Source organism: Marinomonas rhizomae (genome assembly GCF_024397855.1).
In the GTDB taxonomy this organism is placed as follows: Bacteria; Pseudomonadota; Gammaproteobacteria; order Pseudomonadales; family Marinomonadaceae; genus Marinomonas; species Marinomonas rhizomae_A.
In genome coordinates this window covers 576584-598880 of sequence record NZ_CP073343.1, presented here as the reverse complement: position 1 = coordinate 598880, position 22297 = coordinate 576584, and the positions used below count along the sequence as shown (strand labels likewise).

Sequence of the window (22297 nt, the reverse complement as noted above, 5' to 3'; positions counted from 1 at the left end):
TTTCCAGCGATTAGATTAGCCCACGCTATTTAGAGAGAGCTTGGCTCAAGCGGCGCAGTTTATGGTTAGCGGCCGATAATGCCATTTTATTGGTTGCTATATCTGTCACATCATAGACCACCAAACATATATTCTTGATTGACCCATCAGGACTAGTGATCGGACGTATTGCTACGTTCTGAAACATCTTATTCGCAATTCCCGTAATGGGACGGTAACTCTTAAATGGGAAAAAATGCGGTCGCTGCTCCCAAGATACAAAAATCGGCGTTTTCAAACCAAAAACATTATCCAATTTCTGGTGCAACCATCCCGTATCTAATTCTGGATAAAGCGTCAGCAAAGATTGCTCTTTAGCTATCGATGAACTCACACCACTGTGGTTTTCCATGAAGTTATTCCATAACTTCACTTGATATTTCGAGTCCAAAACGACAAGCCCAACATCAATATGATGAAGCATATCAAACATCCAGTGGAGATCTGCCATCCCATCTGCTTCATTACTCATTCGTCTTCCTCAACCAAAAAGGACAATAGGTTTTCTAATGTCGGCACAGAGTCTTCAGTGAAAAGCATAATTAAGTCACAACTAATTTGATAGTTTTCCACTTCATAGACAATTTCAACCGCTAAGGTTCTTTTCCACGTTGCTTTCTTTTCGTTGATCAAGTCTGCAATTTTAACATGCTGACCCAATAGCAGCGGATGACTATGGCTAAAGTCGATATTAAGCTGCTTTCCAATGGCGGCCATAAAAGGGCCAACCAAAACCGAAGAAACATCCATCAAGAGCTCTGTTTCTAGCTCTCTGGTAATATCCTCCGACACCCCCAATAATTTCGCCATATCAGGGAAGCTAGAATCACTAAAAATGAGCAATGTTTCAAACGCAATACCGGAGCCGACATAACCTTGCGACACAGCAGAGCAACTGCCATTTTTAACACTGTAATCCAGTGCCATCTGCAATTCACTTACTTCCAAAATATTCACGGTAGGCACTGGTAGCTTAACAAAAACATTTAGCATTTCAGCCAATACACTTGCGGCACGCCCCATCGCAATATTCGAGATTTCTTGTAAACACTCATTAAGAGTAAACTGCTCAGCCGCAGTCGGCTGCTCTACAACTTTAGTCTGTTGATCAACAACACCAACAGAAAAAAGCCCTAGAGAAATCAATAAACTGCGCAGTTCTTCAGCCGATGCGGGCTTTTTATGGAAAGCTATTGCCCCCATTTCTTTTACTCGCTGTATCGCTTTCGGCTGCACATCACCGGACACAACAATAATCGCTGGAGTCTGTTCTACTGATTGTAAGGCTTCAAGTGTTTCATAGCCGTCTTTTACCGGCATATTTAAATCTAAGAATAAAATATCAAAACCTGAGGATGACAATATATCCAGCGCGTCTTGGCCGTCTACTGCAAACTCCACTTCAACATCCCAATCGGTCGGCAATATCCTTGCCAATTGCTTGCGAGCAATTTTGGAATCATCACAAATCAGTACTCGTGTACTCATTACCACTCTCTTTTTGATCGGCGCTACATACCACGTACTATGACACTTAAAGGCTTGTTTTTAGAAATACAAAAATGTTAAGTCACGTAACCAAAAGTAATCACAACCGTATTTATTATCCACATTAAAGATAGCACAAACTTCACTTGTCACTCTTTACAACGGTAAATTTAAACAAATGACAACAAGGCTCTGGCGACTAAACGCTCATCATACTTATACTGTTTTGCCCCTATCAATGGCGTCCTAATAACCACCACATTTAGACTATTCAATAATTCGCTGTCCAATTCACCATAATTGTATGAATCATCAAGCAATAGATAATCAAGAGCACCAAATGCACCATTGTTATCTGTATCGGCCAAAACAGTAGAAACTAAACGTTTTATGCGCTCCATCAGTGATAAGCCATGTTGTTCTGGGTCTACTCCTAAATTAGGTAAATACACTTTCGGATTAGAATTTTGGCAAATTGAGCGCCCAACACCTTCAGGCAATAGGTTCGCCAAAAGGCTACTGTAGAAACTCCCCGGTGGGTAACAAATCAAATCTGCGGTTTCTATGGCGTCTTTACGATCATCTGCGATATGGCAATTAGTCGGCACGATATTGCGTAAGCCTTTATTTAACCAAATGCGTTTTATTGGGCTCGACAGCTCATCGGTTTCTTTTCCCGTGATCAAGTGCTGCCCCAAAACGATGTCGCCGTTATCGAGCTCAACCCCCAAATGCAGACTGGCATCCAGTGTGGTTTTCACCTCACCCAACGCCTTAATCAATCGGGAAAACAAAAACACGATAGGGTCTAACTGGTGCTGATTATTTAAATATCCGCCCGCCATGATTAAATTACCAATACTGGCGCCACGTAAATCAAAATCAGCGTGAATTCGAGCCTGAGTCACCGCTAAATGCGTTTGAATCAAGGCTTTCATAGGATTAGGAATACACTCAATTAACGGATGTTCACCCAAAACCAACAATTGCAATTGCTCTCTTAATGCTAATGCTTCTGCCTGTTGAGGAAGACGATGCGTAAACAAGTCATAAACTTCAGGCTGCCCCAATACTGTTTCATCGGCCAACGCCATCAGACGACTGCGCAAATCGCCAACGGCTGGAATATTGAACTCGGCACGTAAACGCGCGGAACTGCCGCCAGAGTCAAAAGGCGTGACTAAATGCACAGAGTGATGTGTGTACTCTTTAAATACTCGGCTGATTTTATTTAACGCCGAGCCACCACTAAAAAACAACACTTTTGGTCCTTGATCTGGCAAACTCTGATAACGATGAGCACGGACGAGATCAGGCATAATCATACGACGCCAAATACGCATTGAAGTTGTCATACAAAACCTCATCTACAAAACTAATAAAAAAAACACCGCTCACCGCTATAGCAGCAAATCAAAAAGCGAAGCGTTGTGACAGTATATTTAAATGAGTGGATATTATCTTCCATTCAGCGCAAATGATAAAATGCCATCTAATAGTACTTTCAACAATAACAAGTATTACTAATAGGAAGCGCCATGGAAACTAAAGCCTCGGGGTCATCTCTTAGCAAAGCATTAAATATGCTAAATCATGTTTGTACGTCTCCAGTACCATTACGTTTTGCAGAGTTAGTTGATCTTTCTGAACTCCCAAAAGCAACCGCACATCGACAATTAAATACCTTACTTGAACACGGTTTAGTGCGCTTTGATGAACACAAACAAGCCTATTATCCGGGTTACGGATTACTTGCTCTTGCTCATCGTACTTGGGCCAATTTGGATATCCGAGACGTGGCAGCAACACCGATGCGAGATTTATGGTCCAGCACACAGGAAACCATTCACCTTGCCGTTTTAGATGGCGCTGATGTTATTTATATCGACAAGCTAGAAAGCCCCAAAAGCTTGCGTCTGTACTCCGCTGTGGGCAAGAAAGGCCCTATCTATTGCACCGGTGTTGGTAAGGCCATGCTGGCATTTATGCCTGCTGACAAACAACCAGCAGTGATCGACGCTCAGGCTTTTTTTAAACATACAAAACACACTCTCACTTCGCCTAATGCGCTAAAAGCCAACCTCGAGCTTATCCGTGAAACCGGCATATCACTCGACTTAGAAGAACATGAGATGGGAATAAAATGTGCAGCTGCGCCTATTTTTAACTCACGCCATGAAGCCGTAGCAGCGATTAGCGTTACCGCTCCAGTTTTTCGTACCAGTGATGATGTTTATGAAAAGATGAAACAGCAAGTCAAACTGGCAGCAAGCACCATATCCAAACGACTTGGCGCTTGCAAGTAAGTAGTCATAACATTTGAGATTTTATAGGGAAAGCGATCATGGCAATGACAGGTTTATTAGCACTTCTTGATGACATCACCACACTGCTGGACGATGTCGCCGTTTTCTCTAAAGTCGCGGCGAAAAAGACCGCTGGCGTATTAGGTGATGACCTTGCCTTAAACGCCGAGCAAGTGTCTGGCGTCAAAGCCGACCGCGAACTGCCTGTCGTTTGGGCTGTGGCCAAAGGCTCTTTTATCAACAAGCTGATTCTGGTGCCTTTAGCATTGGCCATCAGCGCATTTATACCTTGGTTGATTCAACCTTTATTAATGGCTGGCGGTTTGTATCTGTGTTTTGAAGGTGTGGAAAAAGTGCTCCATGCTTTTAAAGATAACCATGAAGAAAAAGAAACCTTAAGGAAAAACGTCAAGCAAGCAAACTCAGCACAAGAGCTCTTAGCCCTTGAAAAAAGCAAAGTGAAAGGCGCGATTCGAACCGACTTTGTGCTGTCGGCAGAAATCATTGTTATCGCGCTAGGCACCGTCGCAGAACAAAGCTTATTAACACAAGCCATGGTGGTGAGTTTAATCGCTTTTATTGTCACCGTCGGTGTGTATTTCTTGGTGGGATTAATTGTGCGCCTTGACGATATAGGACTACACCTCAATAAATCAAAAAACACCTTAATTAAACAACTAGGTTTCGTCATATTGAAAGGCGCGCCAATGCTAATCCGACTGTTAACCATTGTCGGCACCATTGCCATGTTCCTAGTAGGCGGCGGCATTTTTGTTCATGGCTTGCCGACATTGCATCATCTTGCTGACATGGCCGTGTCCGGTGAAATCGCCCAACTCCCATTTATCACGAGCTTGATAAACACCGGAGTTAGCTTTTCGGTTGGCTTAATTCTAGGTGGCCTGGCCGTTGGCATAGCTTCACTTTTTAATAAGATAAAAGAGAGCCAGAAGAAAACCTAAGACACTCAATCAAGCACACGACAAGCAATAAATTAAGCTTGTCGTGCAGACAACACAAACTCCGCCAACTCGGCAAAACCCAAGCCACCCGGTTGCATTGTTTGATAACGAGGACGATACTGCATAAATTCCAAATGCTCTGCGATATTGGCGACTCCCACACTCAATGGAAAACGCGCAAACATGCTTTCATCATTCGGTGCATCGCCGACATAGAGCACTTGCTCTTGCTGTTGCGCTTCGCTCAGACCATACACGTCACTTAATACTCGCTGCGCCATGGAAAACTTATCATAGCCTTGAGAACACACGTTTATGTGTATTGAGCTTGCCTTAGCGTTTAACCCCATATCAATCAAAGCGGCCAAGCAAGCATCTTTCTCTTCGACTGCGGCTGGCTTCACATCTTGAGCGTAATCAATCGCAACATCGGTAAGTCGATAAGACTGATCCCTTGCCAAGCGTAAGCGCGGAAATTGCGTTAAAACCTGATTCACCTGAGTCAATATATGCGCTTGTTCAGCACGCATCTCAGACTCTTCACGCCAGAAGGAATACGTTAGATGACGGTCTACTGTTCTGCCAATAAAGCAGGCACCGCCTTCAGTAATCACGCCATCAACAGGGAGCGCTCTGGCAATCATATCCGACCAGCCAGCACAACCACCTGTTACTGGGATCACCTTGATGCCATGCGCTTCCAGTTGCGCTAGTGCTCGTAATGTTTCAACAGGTAACTGACCTTCCCATGTCAGCGTGTCGTCAAAGTCCGTTAAAATAAAACGCAAACCTTGGCATGCACTTTCCTTAATAGAAGAAAGCTCTAAACCAAAATCACCTAACGAAGAAGAAACAGATATCGACATATTCGTCCTAAGAGCAGAGTTTAATTTGAACACCATGAGAGGTGAGTAATTGCGTTTGCGACTTGGTTAGCACATCACTAAATAACCAGTCTATCGCAGCAAAAGGCTGAACTCTCGCCATGGCTTTTCGCCCCCATTTATGCTGATCTGCAACCAATAAAGTATGACGACTTTGCTCGACCAAAACACGGCTCACTGCGGCTTCTTCAGGGTCAAAATCCAATATCCCTTGCTCTTCATCCATACCACCACAGCCTAATACGCCGTAATCAAAATAGTATTGGCGCAATCCAAACAAGGTTTCTTCACCTACTAAGTCATGATGCTGATGGCGTAATTTTCCAGCCAAAACACGCACTCTTACCTCAGGGTAATTGCCCAAGATGCTCGCCACCGTTAAGTTGTTGGTAAAGACTTGTAGGTCATGATGAGACACCAAGGCTTTCGCCACATATTCCACTGTGGTGCCAATCCCTAGAAACACTGAGGCACCGTCGGGTATCACCTGAGCAACATTCGCAGCAATCGCCTCTTTCGCATCACTGTTCAAAAACTGGCGATGGTCGAACGGCAAATTTTCCGTACTAGATACTGGTGCAATACCGCCATGTGTACGACGGACAAGATGACGTTCTGCCAGCTGATTAATATCTTTACGTATGGTCTGAGATGAGACATTAAAGCGTGCCACCATCTCTTCAACCAATAGGGCGTCTTCTTGCTGCACCCAATTTAATATCTGGTTTTGCCTTTCATTTAATCCCACACAACGCCCTTAATTTATTCTGCCAACAGTGATGAGAACTGAGTCGGATCATCGGTAATCACAGCGTCCATTCCCCACTCCCAATGCCGTTCCACTTCCTTTGGGTCATTGGCGGTGTAGCACAGCAATTTATAACCTGCGGCTTTTACCGCTCGCGCCTGAGTTTCAGTCAATCGAGAGTAATCGCAATTCAAACTGTACGCTTTAATAGCCGCAAGCCGTTCTTGCCAGTCGTCAGGAATGTTTTCATATAAAGGAGCGAGGTGACGCTGAGGATCAATCTCGTAACAAAGCTCTAACGCCGCTAAGTTAAAACTGGAAATCATCAGTTTATTGTTGTCTTGCCAATAATCGCGCAACATCGCCATAACAGCAGGCACAATGTTTTCTACATCGGCGCTATCGTGTTTAATTTCAAGGTTTAGGCCAAGATTCAATGACTGAATGCATTCCAACGCCTCCAACAAAGTAGGCACTTTCTCACCAGCAAACTTGTCAGAAAACCACGCACCTGCGTCCAGTTGAGCTACCTCGACAGGACGTGCATCACGAGTCACACCTGACCCATTGGTACAGCGATCAAGAGTGTCATCATGAAAAATAACCAGACCACCCTCGGCAATTAAATACACATCAATTTCGACCCAAGTCGCACCGACCTCAGCTGCTGCTCGAATAGATGCCAAGGTATTTTCAGGTGCCAATAATGCCGCACCACGGTGCCCCATTACTTTGGTATTGAGTACCTTGTCTTTCACAATATAACCGGTAGAAACATTGTCATTTGTCATATCGATCTCACAATCGTTGTTGAGTTTTTGCATCAAATAAGTGCCAATGAGACACTGGCGCCGTTAACCACATAAGACTATTCACATCCGGCAAATGTGGCCCAGACAAACGCACCACCATAGACTCTCCATTACCAGCTTCGGTCTCTATTTTGCCATGAATTAACGTCTCTGCCCCCAAGGATTCTACCGCTTGGATGCGCAAAGCGAAATCGGCATTGTGTTCATCACTCACTTCCAAATGCTCAGGACGAACTCCCCATACGATGCCACCTCGGTGTTGATGGGACAAAGGTAAAGTTAGCGCTTCTGAGATTTTAATGCCTTGCTCAGTAAGATTCGCGTCGATCAAATTCATTGAAGGAGAACCAATAAAGGCTGCCACGAAAGGCGTGGCCGGTTTATTGTATAAATCCATCGGCGTACCAATTTGCTCCGCCTTGCCTTTGTTTAAAACCACCAAGCGATCTGCCAAGGTCATCGCCTCAACTTGATCATGGGTTACATACAAGGTCGTGGTGCCTAATTTACGCTGCAACTGACGAATCTCGACACGCATCTGCACACGTAATTTTGCATCTAGATTAGACAAAGGTTCATCGAACAAAAACACTTTCGGGTCTCGCACCATAGCGCGCCCCATAGCAACACGTTGACGCTGGCCGCCGGATAATTGACGCGGCTTACGCTGTAGCAGTTCAGTTAAACCCAGCATCTGTGCTACATCACTGACCTTTTCAGCAATTTGATCCTTTGGCATGCCGCGGTTTTTCAGGCCGTAAGCCATGTTATCGTACACCGACATATGCGGGTACAAGGCGTAATTCTGAAACACCATGGCGATGTCACGCTCAGCGGGTTCCTTCTCATTCATGCGCTCGCCACGGATGCGCAGCTCACCAGTAGAAATACTTTCCAGACCTGCCACCATGCGCAGCAAGGTGGATTTACCACAACCAGAAGGGCCGACTAAAACAATAAATTCGCCTTCTTCAATCGTTAAATCAACGCTTGGAATGGCATGATAGCCATTAGGGTAAGTCTTACCCACTTTTTCTAAAATAACGTCCGTCATTACTACTTCTCCGAATCCACTAAGCCTTTAACAAACAGCTTCTGCATGCCTATCACCACCGCAACGGGTGGCAACATCGCTAATAAGGTAGTTGCCATAATTTGGTTCCATGCGATATCACCATCGGTCACCGACAGCATGCGCTTAATACTCATCACCAAGGTGTAATAAGCGTCATCTGTGGTGATCAACAAAGGCCATAGATATTGATTCCAACCGTAAATAAACAAGATCACAAACAAGGCCGCAATATTGGTTCGAGACAGCGGCAACAAGATATCGAAAAAGAAACGCCATGGCCCTGCACCGTCCATTCGAGCGGCTTCCACCAGCTCCCCTGGGATGCTTAAAAAACACTGACGAAACAAGAAAGTCGCCGTCGCACTGGCAATCAAAGGCAAGGTTAAACCTGTATAACTGTTAAGCAGATCAAGATTCGCCACCACCTCGTAGGTCGGCACAATCCGCACCTCCACAGGCAGCATTAAGGTCATGAAGATGATCCAAAAGCACAGGTTACGAAACGGGAAACGGAAAAACACAATCGCATAAGCAGACAACAAAGAGATGGCGATTTTGCCGAAGGTAATGCCCAGCGCCATAATCAAAGAGTTCAGCATCATAAACCAGACAGGCGTATCCACGCCGTTGCCCGCTTTTTCAAACAATACCGTTCCCCATGTTTGTGCGCCCGCACCGCCAAACCACAAAGGAATATGCCCAACGCCAAACGCCGAAGCAGGATGTGTCGATGCCACCAACGCCATCCAAACAGGCAAGGCTACTAAAGCGATCCCAATCAACAAGGTCGCGTGACTTGCAAAGGTTAACCAAGGTCGATTTTCGATCATGAGTACTGCACCTTACGCTCAATAAAACGAAACTGAATCACCGTCATCAAGCCGACAATCGCCATAAGAACAACCGATTGCGCCGCTGATCCACCCAGATCTAAACCAACAAAACCGTCATCAAATACTTTGTAAACTAAAGTGGTTGTACTTTGCCCTGGACCACCTTTGGTGGTCGCATCGATCACCCCGAAGGTTTCAAAGAAGGCGTACACAAGATTCACTACCAACAAGAAAAACGTCGTCGGAGACAATAGCGGAAAAACAATGGTCCAGAAGCGCTTAAAGGGACTCGCACCATCAATCGCTGCTGCTTCAATAAGCGAGCGCGGTACGGCTTGCAAACCCGCAAGGAAAAATAAGAAGTTGTAACTAATTTGCTTCCAAGTCGACGCAATCACCACCAAGATCATCGCTTGGTTACCATCAAGATAATGGTTCCAATCAATACCCGCTGACTTCAACCATAGGGCAATTGGCCCCATGCTCGGATCAAACAAAATCCACCACAAAACACCCGCCAACGCAGGCGCGACAGCATATGGCCAAATTAACAAAGTTTGATACGCCAGCTTGCCACGGATAATACGATCCGCCATCACGGCCAACAACAGCGCTAAAGACATGCCCACAATGGCAACAGAAAAACTGAACACCAAGGTGGTTAACATAGATTGGTAATACAAAGGATCAGTAAATAAATCCGCAAAGTTTTCCAAGCCAATAAACTCTCGACTCAGACCAAAGGCGTCTTCCTGATAAAACGCTTGCTCTAAGGCTTGCTCAGCTGGCCAAAGAAAGAAAATAGCGGTCACCAAGAGCTGGGGCAACAGCAAAAGCCAAGGTAGGCCTTTTTGGGGAAAGGTAACTGTCATCGGACAATCCAAAAAAAAAGAAAACGACAAATTAAAAAGAAAAATACGCCATGCAATAAAAAGCGCCCTTATGCAGAAAACATAAGGGCGCTAGTTTTATTTAGTCGTTCGCTTTTTCAAACTTACGAAGTTGCGCGTTACCACGTTCAACAGCGGTATTCAAAGCGGTTTGAGCATCTACATCGCCACTCCAAACAGATTCTAATGCTTCGTCTATGATGCCACGAATCTGTACAAAGTTACCCAAACGCAAACCTTTAGTGTTTTCCGTTGGCGTACCTGTTGTCATTTGGATGACACCCGTTTCCGTACCAGGGTTCGCGGCGTAGAAACCTTGACCTTTGGTCAAATCATACGCGGCCTTAGTAATTGGCAAGTAACCAGAGAACTGATGCCAGTCAGCCTGAACAGATGCACTTGATAGATAGCTTAGGAAAGACGCCACACCTTTGTATTCTTCTTTAGAGTGACCTTGCAATACCCACAAAGACGCGCCACCGATAATGGTATTAGAAGGTTGTTTTACCTTGCCTTCCCAGTAAGGAAGTTCCGCAACACCAAAATCGAATTTCGCATTACGTTTTATGCCAGCGTAACCGGCAGAAGATTCAGTAAACATGGCACATTCTTGGCTGTAGAACTTCGCTGCACCATCGTTAGTACGACCTGAATAGCTAAAGATGCCGTTCTTTTGCCATTCGCCCATTTTTGAAATATGCGCAACTTGCAATGGACCATTAAATTTCAACTCGGTTTTCAAACCGCCAAAGCCATTCTCTAACGTAGCAAATGGTACATTGTGACGAGAACTTAAGTTCTCTAGCTGTACCCAAGATTGCCAAGCCGTCGTAAAGCCACAAGATACACCTGATGCTTGCAGTTTCTTAGAAACACTTTCGACATCTTGCCATGTTTTAGGCGCTTGGCTGATGCCCGCTTTTTTGAACAAATCTTTGTTGTAGTAAAGTACAGGCGTAGAACTGTTGAATGGCATAGAAAGCATTTGGCCATCACTGTTGGTGTAATAACCTGTCACAGCGCTCAAATAAGCACTTTCATCAAACGATTGACCAGACTCACGCATCAGCTTATATACTGGGTAAATAGCGCCTTTAGCCGCCATCATACTCGCAGTACCTACTTCAAATACCTGAACGATCGCTGGTTGCTGTTTCGCTCGAAACGCGGCAATAGCTGACGTCATCGTCTCTGTGTAATTGCCTTTATAAACTGGCTTCACTTCATAAGCATCTTGGGAGTCGTTAAACGCTTTAGCGATTTCATTTACTTTTTCGCCATTTGCACCACCCATTGCATGCCACCATTCTACTTGTGTGGCGGCAAAGCCTGAACTCGCAATAGATAGACCAACAACCACTGACGCTAACTTCAAATTATGCATTTCCGTGTTCCTCACAATGAGTTTTTATTAGAAAAGAAAGAACGACTATAGAAAGAATATATTTCACTTTGATGATAGTAAGGTTTCATTTGAAATACAATCGCAATTCAAATGAAACTTTCAAACCAACAAATAGCGGAAAAACAAAAGAAAAATGAAGAAAAATGAAGAAAAATAACAGAAATGAAAAAATTATTAGATAGGGATTAACGAAAAATTTCTTGATTCAAAGCCAATACGAGAGCATCAAACTCTTCAGTGAGCGCCACATGGTACGCCGCCAACAAGTCGCTTTCATGCTTTATCACGAGCGCTTCCATCTCTGAGATTAATTGACAAAAGCGATAGCCAGACACTTCCAAAGCGGCGCCTCTTAAGCGATGCGCCACCAGAGCGAAATCATGCCAATCGCCGCCATTAACATGAGCCTGCAGAGTTTTCAGTAAGGTCGTTGCTTCTTTAATAAATTCACCCGCAACCAATGCCATTAATTCGTGGTTATAGGCCAAACGACTTTCGTAATCTGTATTATCAAACACCTTAGGCTCAAACATAACTTAGAATCTCCGTTTCCATACTATTCTCTAAGGAAGCCATTTTGTGAGTATCGCAACTAACTTTTCCTGCGAAATGGGTTTTGCAATATGGTCATTCATGCCAGCTGCGAAACATTCGTCTTCGTCGCCTTTCATTGCATTAGCACTAAGGGCAACAATCGCTACATCAGAAGGCGTTTGCCCATCAGTAAACTGGCGAATCGTTCGTGTCGCTTCATAACCATCCATTACTGGCATCTGGCAATCCATAAAAATCATATCGAATTGAGTCGATTGGGCTTGCTCAACCGCTTCTTGGCCATTTTTCGCCACCACAACGTCTACGCCATACAAGTTCAACAAACCACGGGCAACAATCTGATTGGTCAAATTGTCTTCTGCTAACAATACTTTGGCTTTAAATACTGGCCGACCATCAGGGGTCTTCTCTACTTCACTCGCCATCTCAGGCTCTCCTTCCACTAATGGTTTTAGATTTTCAAGCACGTCCAGCAGTGGCTGCTGAAAGACAGGTTTTGCTAAAGCAGCAACATACACTTCTTTATCAAAATCCATATCTGAACGACCTTGTAGCAATACTCGCTTAATCGCATTTTTCTGACAGAATGCGTTCAATTCAGAGACATCAGAAACTGCCGAAATGACATCAGAGTCCAGTAAAACACAACGCCCTATCCATTCACTGTCAGCCAGCGCGGTAGCAATACTGTCGTAAGCATTGTGAATAACACCAAATGAATCCAGCAATGCAGCAACATAGTCACGACCGGTTTTATTAGCATAAATTAACGTCACTCTAACAGCTTGTTCTTCACCACCCGTTATCAATGGGGTCTGCTCAGCCATTGAAACCACATCAAGTGGTATACGAAACCAAAAATCAGAACCCTGACCTTCTACTGAGTTTAATCCAATCTCCCCATCCATGGCTTGGATAATCTCTTTACTGATTGCCAAACCTAAACCCGTTCCACCAAACTTACGTGTTGTCGAACCGTCTGCTTGTTTAAAGCGCTGGAACAAATGCTTTTGATTCGTTTCAGAAATACCAATCCCAGAGTCTTCAATATTAATGTGTAAAACGACACTGTCATCAACTAACGGCTCAACCGAAAGACGTAACGCCACTTCACCCTCTTGGGTAAATTTGACCGCGTTAGCCATTAAATTCACCAACACCTGTTTAATACGTAATCTATCACCAAACAACATCATATTGGGAATCGGCGTGGTGGGCGAGTTCAGTACGATGCCTTTTTCTTCCGCTTTTAAAACAAAGATACTGGTAATTTCTTCGATTAATGCCCGCAGCTCAAATTCTTGTTTATCTAAGGTAAGCGTCCCCATTTCGATCTTAGACAAATCTAAAATATCATTAATAATATCCAACAAGGATTCTGCACTCTGCTGAGATATTTTAGCTAAATTAGCTTGTTCAGACTGCAATTTCGTATTCATCAGCAAAGACAAACAACCAATAACGCCATTTAATGGTGTACGAATTTCGTGGCTCATATTCGCCAAAAACTCACTTTTAGCGCGGTTGGCTTCTTGTGCTTCTTCTTTGGCTTTACTTTGTTCCAATTCAGAGGCTTTTAAATGCTCGTTTGCCAACTGCAAATCTCGCGTTCTTAATCTCACTCGATTTTCTATTTCCGCCGTGTGGCTACTTACAATCAATAAAAACCAGCCAGCCAAGCCGGAGAACAAAAAGCCACAAGCCAAAACAAATTTCACGATCCAAGGCTGTTTGAAAAAGTAGTTGTCAGTAACTTGATATAACTGCCATTTTTTACCACCGACATCAATATCAAAACGAACAGCGTGACTAAAATCACCCGCACTGTAACGATCTACAACGTCTTGAGCAGACAGGCTCGCTGTCAAATTTTTAGTGACAAGCGTTGGCGTTGAAGAGCCATCATCTAAGTCCACCAAATACAAATCGGTATTAGGTAATAAACCCCGCTCTACAATGGTATTGGTTAATACATCCAGCTCTATTACTGCGGTTGCAACGCCTAAAAAGACATCGGTTTCCCGATCAAAAAATGGCATAAATAATAGAATGGCATGAGAACCTTGTACAAGCTTGAGGGGCGTCGTCGGGTAAGCCTTACGCAACGTTATCGCCTGATCAAGAGCAAAACGTCGGTCAGCCTGAGAGTAAACATCGTAACCCAGTGCCTGCTCGTTCCCCTCCAAAGGACTAATGTAAGTGACGACTATGTGTTGTGACCTGGGTGTAGCAAAAACAAACTGGTTCGCGTCATTTTTTTCCCTAACTCGAAATACTCGATCAGGATAGTCCTTTTGAATATCACGTTCAAAACTGGCTAAGTTTTCACCTGCCATAGCAAAATTCAAACTAACAATGAGTATCGAATCGTCGCGTTGCATCACACTGTTAGCGAACAATTCAAATTCTTTTGCATCCACTTCATCACTGCCTTTGACCAGACCAACAAAGCTATGCAGCATATCCACACTGTTTTTAATACGATTATTGAGCAACACGTCTAACAATTCAGCGTTGGAACGAAACTCTTTCGACTGCTTGTTCCATTCCGAATAACTGCTTCCCCAAGACAAAACAATCGTAAGCACCAAGACAAATAGAAAACCACCCACTAAACGCAGCGGATGTTCGAATTTATTACCAAAATACTGAGGAAAACACACCGCCAACCAAGGCACCATGACCAGCACCCCGATCATGTCGCCACCCCACCAAACTAGCCAATTGGTTACAAAGTCCTCATTACTGATGATGCCAAAGGAAAGTAACGACGTTGAACCAACGCTAGCGCTAATCAAGGTGGATAAAACACCCGCTAAAAAGACAAACCGAACCACTAAGCCAGTACGATGAAATTGGAAAGGCACACCAACAAATCGGCGAACTAAATAGCCGCCAACAAAAGACTGTAACGTTGAACCAAGGGCAATAAGAAAAGGAAGAGACAAAGCAAACACATGATTATTAACCCAAGTCGCACCCATGTTTAGCAACAGAGACCCTAGGAAAATACCGAACGGCGCGTACTTAGGAAAAAAGATAGACGCCGCCACCGCCAAACCAGAAGCGGGCCAAATAATCGTCGAATAACCAGGCGAAATCGCAACAGCTAACCCCACAACGCCAAGGATAAAATACCCCAACGCAGTTAAGGCGATAATCGACATCACTTTCATCATACAAACTTGCTCCATCAAAGATGATCTAAGCATAGCTAAAATCACGAATTATGAAGATCTAATATTGGTTACGTTATGTAATAAATCATTAACTTAATAAGCGCAAGAGAAGAGAAGCAAGTGATGAGTATATGGTGCCCAGAGACGGAATCGAACCGCCGACACGAGGATTTTCAATCCTCTGCTCTACCGACTGAGCTATCTGGGCAAATAGAAAAATGACTATGAAGATGTGCGAGCCATTTCTGACCAAAAAAAAGCCTGCTAAAAATAGCAGGCTTTCTTTTTAATCATGGTGCCCAGAGACGGAATCGAACCGCCGACACGAGGATTTTCAATCCTCTGCTCTACCGACTGAGCTATCTGGGCAAGTGGGGCGTATTATAGAGAAACCTTTCTTTTGGTCAATAGTTTTTTTGAAAAAAAATTAAAAACTTAGTTTCTTCTGCTCGTCTGGTATTATCTTCCTATATCAAGGAGATAAACCAATGCTTCATATAGTACTTTACCAACCAGAGATTCCGCCTAACACGGGCAACGTTATTCGATTGTGTGCCAATACGGGCTATCATCTTCATCTTATCGAGCCACTTGGCTTTGAGCTTGAAGATAAAAAGCTTCGCCGAGCTGGGTTAGATTATCATGAGTTCACGCGCCTAAAACGCTACCCAGATTTTCAGGCCTTTGTTGATCAAAACGAGATTGGTACTATCTACGCATTGACGACAAAAGGCAGCCATACGCACAGTGAAGCAAGCTTTGCTGAAAATGATGTGTTGGTTTTTGGCCCTGAGACGCGCGGATTGCCAGCGGAGTTTATTGAAGCCTTGCCGCCCGCTCAGCGTTTACGTTTGCCGATGCAAGCAAATTCTCGTAGCTTGAACCTATCCAATACCGTTGCTGTTATGGTGTACGAATCTTGGCGTCAGCTAGGTTATGCTATGCCAGCCGATAGCGAATAACCAACAGAGGTACGATGAATTCTCTTTCACTGCTCTTGAAGAAAAAAAACAGCCGTCGTCAATTTCGAAAAAAAGTACACTTGCACGAAACAGGCGATTTAAAAAAACGCCTTGTACTGTTAGCCGGTGTGATCGGGCTGCACAGTTTGGCGATGGTGTTCTTTGAAGACTTAAATTGGTGGCAAGCTTTTTGGCTAACCATGACATCAGCCAGTACCACAGGTTATGGTGATATTTCTGCAGCGACTTTTTGGGGACAATTTTCCACCATTGTCTTAATTTATGGCATGGGAATCACCCTGCTCGCACAGATCGCCAGTGACTATGTTGAAATCAGGCTAATCCGCAAAGAAATGCGTATCAAAGGCCGTATGAGATGGGACGACATGCAAAACCACATACTTATCATCAATACTCCAAAGCACGATGCAGAACGCTACTTAGGTTTGCTGATCAATCAAATTAGCCAGACACCTGAGTTAGTCGACATTCCAATTCAAATCCTCACAAAGGCGTTTCCAGAAGGTTTACCATTGGACCTACGATCTCAAGGCGTGGTTCATCACACTGGCGATGCGCTAGAAGATGGCATGCTGGAATCAGCCGGGACGAGCAAGGCAAAATACATCGTCGTGCTTTGCCAAGACGTTCAAGACAGCTACTCAGACAGCTTAACTTTTGATGCATTACATAGAGTTCAGGCGATTAACACATCGGCGTTCATCATGGCTGAGGCGATTAATGACTCAAACCGACCTCGATTCAAGGCCGCAGGCGCAAACGCTGTTATACGACCTGTGAGAGCGTATCCTGAAATGCTAGTGCGATCGCTAATAGCGCCAGGGACAGAGCAGGTACTGGAAGATTTGTTCCGTCACCAAGGCGATCATACGATTCGTCTTGATGTAGAAGTAACTGGCGTGGCGTGGGCGAAAGTCGTCACCACGTTAATTCAAAAAGATGTCGGTACTGCGCTTGGTTATGTGAACAAAAATGGGGATATTATCACCCATCCGCAAACCTATTCGGTCATCGATGCTCAAGGACTGATCATCCTAATCAACGACGATCAAGAGATTCCATCGTTAGCCGAGATTAGTCAGTTTTTTAATGATTAAAAAACGTAGTCGAATAGTTTAAGCTGAGACTTTGCCGCGATCTAGCTAGCATGGCTGTCGTGCGAAAGTCTCAGGCTTGTTTATCTTGCAGTTTAAGGCCAATCATTTCGATCTGATTGCCATTCATTTGTCGAATGGTTAGACGTATATTACCAAAGCGCACTCGGTCACCGACGACCAGATTCTTACCAAGCTGACGTTGCAACAATTCTGCGGCGGTGTCGGCTTCATCAATACCATCCATCGGCACACCATACACTTTCGCTAAATCAATCAAAGATGCATCACCACGAATAGCAAATTCACCAAAGAAGTTCTGCAGTAAGAAAGATGAAGATGCTTTATGAGAGAAGATCTGCGCCACGTCGTTTACATCACCAGGATGCAATAACATCCAAATCTTATCGCCGGATTTCAGTTCTGTATCAGCATTCACGACAATCGGCTTTTGATCCCGAACGAGGGAAACAAGCTGAGGAGTAGAAACCGTCGCGCTAGGGACATTCTGCACTATCGCTGCAGGAATTCGAACACCTTCCGCTTGAACCAAAAACTCATACAACTCTAGAGAGTGATCCGAATCACTGTCATTTATCAATGAGAAACGTGTCGTTGGCGCAGGCGCAGGCGGAACGACAATTTTTAACCATCGCGCTACTTGTGGGACCGTTGATCCCTGTAGTAGCAAAGAGATAAGCACCACTGTAAAAGTAATTTCGAACAACAATTCAGAATTAGACAGCCCTGCGATAACAGGATAAAGCGCCAAAACAATCGGTACGGCACCACGCAAACCAACCCAACTAATATAAATGCGCTCACGCAAGCGGAAATCAAATGGCAATAAACACACCATAACGGCCAAAGGACGCGCTACAAAAATCAAGAATGTGGCAATCGCCACCGCTTGCCAACCGTGAGTCAAAAGGCTAGATGGCGTCACCAACAAACCGAGCAACAAGAACATGCCAGCTTGCGCCAACCAAGCCAAACCATCCATCACTTGTGATATGGCATCTTGCTGTTTAATTCGACCGTTGCCAACCGTCAAACCAACCAGATATACCGCCAGAAAGCCGCTGCCGCCAATCATGTTTACGCCAGAGAATACGGCCAAACCAAAAGAAATAATAAGCAACGCATACAAACCTTCGATTAAAGGCACACGACGTAGAATCATGAGCAGCAGCTTGCCACCAAGCAAACCTAAGACACCACCAACTGCAAACTGTTGGATCATTTGGCCTAAGAAAGTCCAAATACTCAATGCCTCTGCACTTTGCAAAAGCCCAGTCAGCATCACCACCAGCAAGATGGCCATTGGATCATTGGCACCGGACTCTATTTCGAGTGTACCGCCCACACGCTCATTCAGTTTCACACCACTGTTACGCAATAAGCTGAAAACGGCTGCAGCGTCTGTCGAACCAACAATGGCACCAAGCAACAAACCGTAAATTAGCTTAACCTCTAAAAGCCAAGCGGCAAACGCCCCAACAGAGGCTGTAGTGATCACAACGCCTAAGGTAGCAAGCGATAAAGACGGCCATAAGGCAACGCGGAAGGTGCTGGTTTTGGTCTGCATACCACCATCTAAAAGAATGACGGCTAAAGCGAGGTTACCAACAAAAAAGGCAAGGCTTGGGTTGTCGAAGTCTAGTCGGCCTATTCCCTCTTCGCCCGCTAACATTCCCATCCCGAGAAACACAAGCAATAAAGGTAAGCCGACACGAACAGTAAAAGAACTGGCCAGAATACTGACTAAAAACAGTATTCCAGCTAGGAAGATATAGCTATTTATTTCGATGGTAGCAACGACCTATAGACTAAAGTTGACCTGTGAGCGTTAGGTATTTTTCCATTAACTGCTCTTCTGTTTCTTTGCGATTAGGATCCAAAGGGATGCAATCAACAGGACACACTTGCTGACATTGAGGCTCATCAAAATGCCCGACGCACTCAGTACATTTTGATGGTTCAATCACGTAAATCTCGTCACCCTGAGAAATAGCTTCGTTCGGGCACTCAGGCTCACAAACATCACAGTTAATGCATTCATCGGTAATAATAAGAGACATTCTTCTCTCCTAAAACCGCTGCCTTACTTATCAAGGTATTAAGCAGCGGGACTTAAAAAAACAGAAACTAAATCGTTTTATAATGCTCTTGCAGAACACGTTTTACTTCTGGGTTAACGAACTGGCCAAAATCACCATTTAAAGACGCAATTTCGCGTACCAATGTTGATGAAATATAAGAGTGCTTTTCAGAAGGCGTCAAAAAGATGCTTTCTACATCCGGCGCGATCGCACGGTTCATATTGGCTAACTGGAACTCGTACTCAAAGTCAGAAACAGCACGCAAGCCACGAATGACTACTTTGCCACTGACAGAGCGAGTAAACTCGGTTAGCAAGTTATCAAAACCAACCACTTCCACATTAGGCAAATGGCCCAATACTTCTTTTGCCAATGATATACGTAATTCATGGGACAGCGCTGGACGCTTTTTAGGGCTCGCAGCGACAGCTACGATAACCTTACCAAATAGCTTTGATGCGCGTTCAACCAAATCCGTGTGGCCGTTTGTAATAGGGTCAAAAGTCCCCGGATAAACCGCAATCGTACTCATAGCTTTCATCCAAAAAATTAATAGGGAGAACGAGTCAGGTAGCTAACGACTTTTGTCTGTGCTAATTCCCGTTTAGGGGTCGCATCATATAGGAATACGCCCCTGTTCTCAATTCGCCAAGTTTTCTTATTCTAATTCGTAAAAAATGATTTAGATTCTAGTTCCTAAAATATAAATATATGGACTAATCATTGTCTGCAGGAAGAATATCGCTAAAAAGATAAAGATAGGTGATAAATCCAACCCTCCCAGTGATGGAATCACACGGTGACAAGCACGGTATAAAGGCGAGGTAATTTGCCCTACCAGCATGGCTCCAGGGTGATTTGCACCTGGTGCTACCCAACTAAGAATAACCGAAACAAGCGTTGCCCAAAAAAACAGATCCAACAAATGGTACAAGGTGCCGGCAAACGTATAAATAGCGTAGCTAATCGGCGATATAGCCACACCTTTAATCAACACGACTAAAAAGACGGTCGCAAGCTGAACCGCAAACGCCAGAACAAGAGACGCTGTATCTAAACGACCAATGGCAGGAATCACTTTACGTAAAGGAATAACAATTGGGCTTGTTGCTTTGACAATCCCTTGGCTAATAGGATTATAAAAATCTGCGCGAGTAAGCTGAAGCACCAAACGCAGCAACACAATAAATAAGTAAAGGTTACAAATTACCTTTACGAGCATAACAAATGGATCGGAATACATAGTGTCTATGTCCTTAATTAGTCTTTCTTGGCGGCAAAGTCTGCCGCCATTTCTTTAGATCGGTTCACGCAGGCCGTCATTGCATCTGCGACTATTTTATCAATATCAGCGGCTTCAAAAGACAACAAAGCTTGCTCGGTTGTTCCATTTGGCGAGGTGATATTTTTACGCAGTTGAGCAATAGGCTCGTCTATTTCCATTACCATTCGTGCAGCACCAAACATGGCATTGCTGGCCAACTCACGACTTGTAGCTTCATCTAGCCCTTGGTCTTTAGCATTGTTAACCATGGCTTCAATGAAGCGAAAGAAATACGCTGGTGCACTGCCAGACAAGGCCGTTACTGTATGCATGTGGCCTTCATTTTCAACCCAAACAGAGCTACCAATACTAGAAAACAACTCACTTACCCAATCCTTTTGCTCGTTACTCGTGTGTGCATTGGCTATCAAGCCCGTCATACCCGCGCCAATTTGCGACGGTGTATTTGGCATACTACGAACCACAGCGGCCGGCTTTCCTAACCAATAAGCCAATGAATCTATATCAATACCCGCAGCAACAGAAATAAACAATTGCTCTTCTCGTACTTGATCTGAAAAATCTTCTACCACGGCCTGCATTTGAGCTGGTTTAACGCATAACACCACAACATCCGCCTGACTCACGGCCGAATCATTATCTGCCAGCATAGTGATACCGTATTGTTCATGGTAATAATCGCGTTTTTCTGGCGTTCTAGACGTACCGATAATTTTGTCCGCAGGATAGCCGCTTGCTAACATGCCACTAAAAATCGCTCTTGCCATATTACCCACGCCGATAAAGGCGATACTTGGTGTCATTTTATATCCTATTCTTTCATCATTTAAGCAGACCAATTGTCATCTACTTATTCAAACGTTTTTTGATATGCAAAATCATTCGTGCTTTCATCGAATCACGCTTTAGCGGAATAGTCTCGCTCGCCGAAAATTGCTGTTCCAACACGAACCATAGTACTACCAGATTCAATGGCCGCTGGTAAATCTCCAGACATTCCAATGGACAAGGTATCTATCATGCTATCGGATTTGGATAATTCAACAAAAGCCTGAGCCAAAGGTTCATACACTGCACATTGTGCATCATGATTATCCTGTGGTGCGGGAATTGCCATTAATCCGCGAAGACGTAAATTAGGCAGCTCTGCCACCAACGCCACCATGTCATTTAACTCAGATAAAGTCACTCCCGCCTTAGTATCTTCACCACTAATATTAACTTGAATACAAACATTCAACGCTGGCAAATCGTCAGGACGCTGTTCGCTAAGCCGACGAGCAATTTTTTCACGATCTACGGAGTGAACCCAATGCATGGTTTCTGCGATCAAACGAGATTTATTAGACTGGATAGGCCCAATAAAGTGCCATTCAATATCCGACAAGTGTGCTAGCGCGTGGTATTTATCCACGGCTTCTTGCACATAGTTCTCACCAAAGGCTCGCTGACCGGCGCTATAAGCTGCTTCAAGTGCAGATAACGGCTTTGTTTTACTGACTGCCAACACACGCACACTACCAACCTTTCGCTGGTACTGCTGCTCAAGCTGTTCAACCTTCCGAGACACTCTCGCTAAATTGACTTTAATCTCTTGTGCTTCATTGCTTTCAACTTCAATCGACATTTCGCGCCACGCTCCGCTGTTATCAAGATG

22 protein-coding genes and 2 tRNA genes are annotated in these 22297 nt (G+C 44.3%); 4 read left to right on the top strand and 20 right to left on the bottom strand.

What is annotated here, in order from left to right:
- Positions 1-25: 25 nt before the first annotated feature.
- From KDW99_RS02680 to KDW99_RS02670, 3 genes are all read right to left on the bottom strand, one after another.
- Positions 26-511, bottom strand: a complete 486-nt coding sequence (locus KDW99_RS02680) for a PAS domain-containing protein (protein ID WP_255827789.1) — start codon at positions 509-511, stop codon at positions 26-28.
- Positions 508-1527 carry a response regulator gene (locus KDW99_RS02675; protein ID WP_255827788.1) on the bottom strand — a complete coding sequence of 340 codons (1020 nt, stop codon included), beginning with the start codon at positions 1525-1527 and terminating at the stop codon, positions 508-510. Before KDW99_RS02675 ends, KDW99_RS02680 begins: the two co-directional genes overlap by 4 nt.
- A gap of 170 nt (positions 1528-1697) precedes the next feature.
- Positions 1698-2882: a GAK system CofD-like protein gene (locus KDW99_RS02670; RefSeq protein ID WP_255827787.1), complete on the bottom strand. Its 1185-nt coding sequence runs from the start codon at positions 2880-2882 to the stop codon at positions 1698-1700.
- A 183-nt stretch (positions 2883-3065) separates the two neighbouring features.
- Between KDW99_RS02670 and KDW99_RS02665 the strand changes: the two genes are divergently transcribed.
- Both KDW99_RS02665 and KDW99_RS02660 read left to right on the top strand, forming a co-directional pair.
- A complete protein-coding gene (locus KDW99_RS02665; RefSeq protein ID WP_255827786.1) occupies positions 3066-3833 on the top strand; it encodes an IclR family transcriptional regulator in 768 nt (255 codons plus the stop codon).
- A 38-nt stretch (positions 3834-3871) separates the two neighbouring features.
- Complete coding sequence (locus KDW99_RS02660) at positions 3872-4795, top strand: DUF808 domain-containing protein (RefSeq protein ID WP_255827785.1); 924 nt, start codon at positions 3872-3874, stop codon at positions 4793-4795.
- Between the two features lie 32 nt (positions 4796-4827).
- On the opposite strand, the gene KDW99_RS02655 is transcribed toward KDW99_RS02660, so the two are convergent.
- The 11 genes from KDW99_RS02655 to KDW99_RS02605 form a co-directional block, all read right to left on the bottom strand.
- Positions 4828-5661, bottom strand: a complete 834-nt coding sequence (locus KDW99_RS02655; protein ID WP_255827784.1) for an HAD family hydrolase — start codon at positions 5659-5661, stop codon at positions 4828-4830.
- Between the two features lie 7 nt (positions 5662-5668).
- A complete protein-coding gene (locus tag KDW99_RS02650) occupies positions 5669-6427 on the bottom strand; it encodes a DeoR/GlpR family DNA-binding transcription regulator (protein ID WP_255827783.1) in 759 nt (252 codons plus the stop codon).
- 14 nt (positions 6428-6441) lie between these two features.
- Entirely contained in the window at positions 6442-7218 is a 777-nt protein-coding gene (locus KDW99_RS02645) for a glycerophosphoryl diester phosphodiesterase (RefSeq protein WP_255827782.1), read from the bottom strand.
- Positions 7219-7225: 7 nt separating this feature from the next.
- Entirely contained in the window at positions 7226-8293 is a 1068-nt protein-coding gene (locus KDW99_RS02640) for a sn-glycerol-3-phosphate import ATP-binding protein UgpC (protein ID WP_255827781.1), read from the bottom strand.
- Between the two features lie 2 nt (positions 8294-8295).
- On the bottom strand, positions 8296-9144 hold the full coding sequence (gene ugpE / locus KDW99_RS02635) for a sn-glycerol-3-phosphate ABC transporter permease UgpE (protein WP_255827780.1): 849 nt from the start codon (positions 9142-9144) through the stop codon (positions 8296-8298).
- Positions 9141-10019 carry a sn-glycerol-3-phosphate ABC transporter permease UgpA gene (gene ugpA, locus KDW99_RS02630; RefSeq protein WP_255827779.1) on the bottom strand — a complete coding sequence of 293 codons (879 nt, stop codon included), beginning with the start codon at positions 10017-10019 and terminating at the stop codon, positions 9141-9143. The genes ugpE and ugpA overlap by 4 nt, the downstream gene beginning before the upstream one ends.
- Positions 10020-10119: 100 nt before the next feature.
- Positions 10120-11421, bottom strand: a complete 1302-nt coding sequence (ugpB, locus tag KDW99_RS02625; protein ID WP_255827778.1) for a sn-glycerol-3-phosphate ABC transporter substrate-binding protein UgpB — start codon at positions 11419-11421, stop codon at positions 10120-10122.
- A 206-nt stretch (positions 11422-11627) separates the two neighbouring features.
- Entirely contained in the window at positions 11628-11975 is a 348-nt protein-coding gene (locus tag KDW99_RS02620) for an Hpt domain-containing protein (RefSeq protein ID WP_255827777.1), read from the bottom strand.
- 30 nt (positions 11976-12005) lie between these two features.
- Complete coding sequence (locus KDW99_RS02615; protein WP_255827776.1) at positions 12006-15176, bottom strand: ATP-binding protein; 3171 nt, start codon at positions 15174-15176, stop codon at positions 12006-12008.
- A 132-nt stretch (positions 15177-15308) separates the two neighbouring features.
- A tRNA-Phe gene (locus tag KDW99_RS02610) sits at positions 15309-15384 on the bottom strand.
- Between the two features lie 85 nt (positions 15385-15469).
- A tRNA-Phe gene (locus KDW99_RS02605) sits at positions 15470-15545 on the bottom strand.
- 119 nt (positions 15546-15664) lie between these two features.
- On the opposite strand from KDW99_RS02605, the gene trmL reads away from it, so the two are divergent.
- Positions 15665-16138 (top strand): tRNA (uridine(34)/cytosine(34)/5-carboxymethylaminomethyluridine(34)-2'-O)-methyltransferase TrmL, encoded by a 474-nt coding sequence (trmL, locus tag KDW99_RS02600; protein ID WP_072838830.1) that lies wholly within the window; start codon positions 15665-15667, stop codon positions 16136-16138.
- 14 nt (positions 16139-16152) lie between these two features.
- On the top strand, positions 16153-17256 hold the full coding sequence (locus tag KDW99_RS02595; protein ID WP_255827775.1) for a potassium channel protein: 1104 nt from the start codon (positions 16153-16155) through the stop codon (positions 17254-17256).
- A gap of 70 nt (positions 17257-17326) precedes the next feature.
- On the opposite strand, the gene KDW99_RS02590 is transcribed toward KDW99_RS02595, so the two are convergent.
- From KDW99_RS02590 to KDW99_RS02565, 6 genes are all read right to left on the bottom strand, one after another.
- Positions 17327-19057: a potassium/proton antiporter gene (locus tag KDW99_RS02590; protein ID WP_255829245.1), complete on the bottom strand. Its 1731-nt coding sequence runs from the start codon at positions 19055-19057 to the stop codon at positions 17327-17329.
- A 25-nt stretch (positions 19058-19082) separates the two neighbouring features.
- The gene (locus tag KDW99_RS02585; protein ID WP_148834327.1) at positions 19083-19334 is read right to left on the bottom strand and encodes a YfhL family 4Fe-4S dicluster ferredoxin; all 252 of its coding nucleotides are present in this window, start codon (positions 19332-19334) and stop codon (positions 19083-19085) included.
- Between the two features lie 67 nt (positions 19335-19401).
- Positions 19402-19887, bottom strand: coding sequence for a pantetheine-phosphate adenylyltransferase (coaD, locus tag KDW99_RS02580; protein ID WP_113917486.1), 486 nt, complete (start codon positions 19885-19887; stop codon positions 19402-19404).
- A gap of 150 nt (positions 19888-20037) precedes the next feature.
- On the bottom strand, positions 20038-20598 hold the full coding sequence (locus KDW99_RS02575) for a YggT family protein (protein ID WP_255827774.1): 561 nt from the start codon (positions 20596-20598) through the stop codon (positions 20038-20040).
- A gap of 17 nt (positions 20599-20615) precedes the next feature.
- Positions 20616-21443: a pyrroline-5-carboxylate reductase gene (proC, locus tag KDW99_RS02570; protein WP_255827773.1), complete on the bottom strand. Its 828-nt coding sequence runs from the start codon at positions 21441-21443 to the stop codon at positions 20616-20618.
- Positions 21444-21538: 95 nt separating this feature from the next.
- Positions 21539-22267, bottom strand: a complete 729-nt coding sequence (locus KDW99_RS02565) for a YggS family pyridoxal phosphate-dependent enzyme (RefSeq protein ID WP_255827772.1) — start codon at positions 22265-22267, stop codon at positions 21539-21541.
- Between the last annotated feature and the right edge of the window lie 30 nt (positions 22268-22297).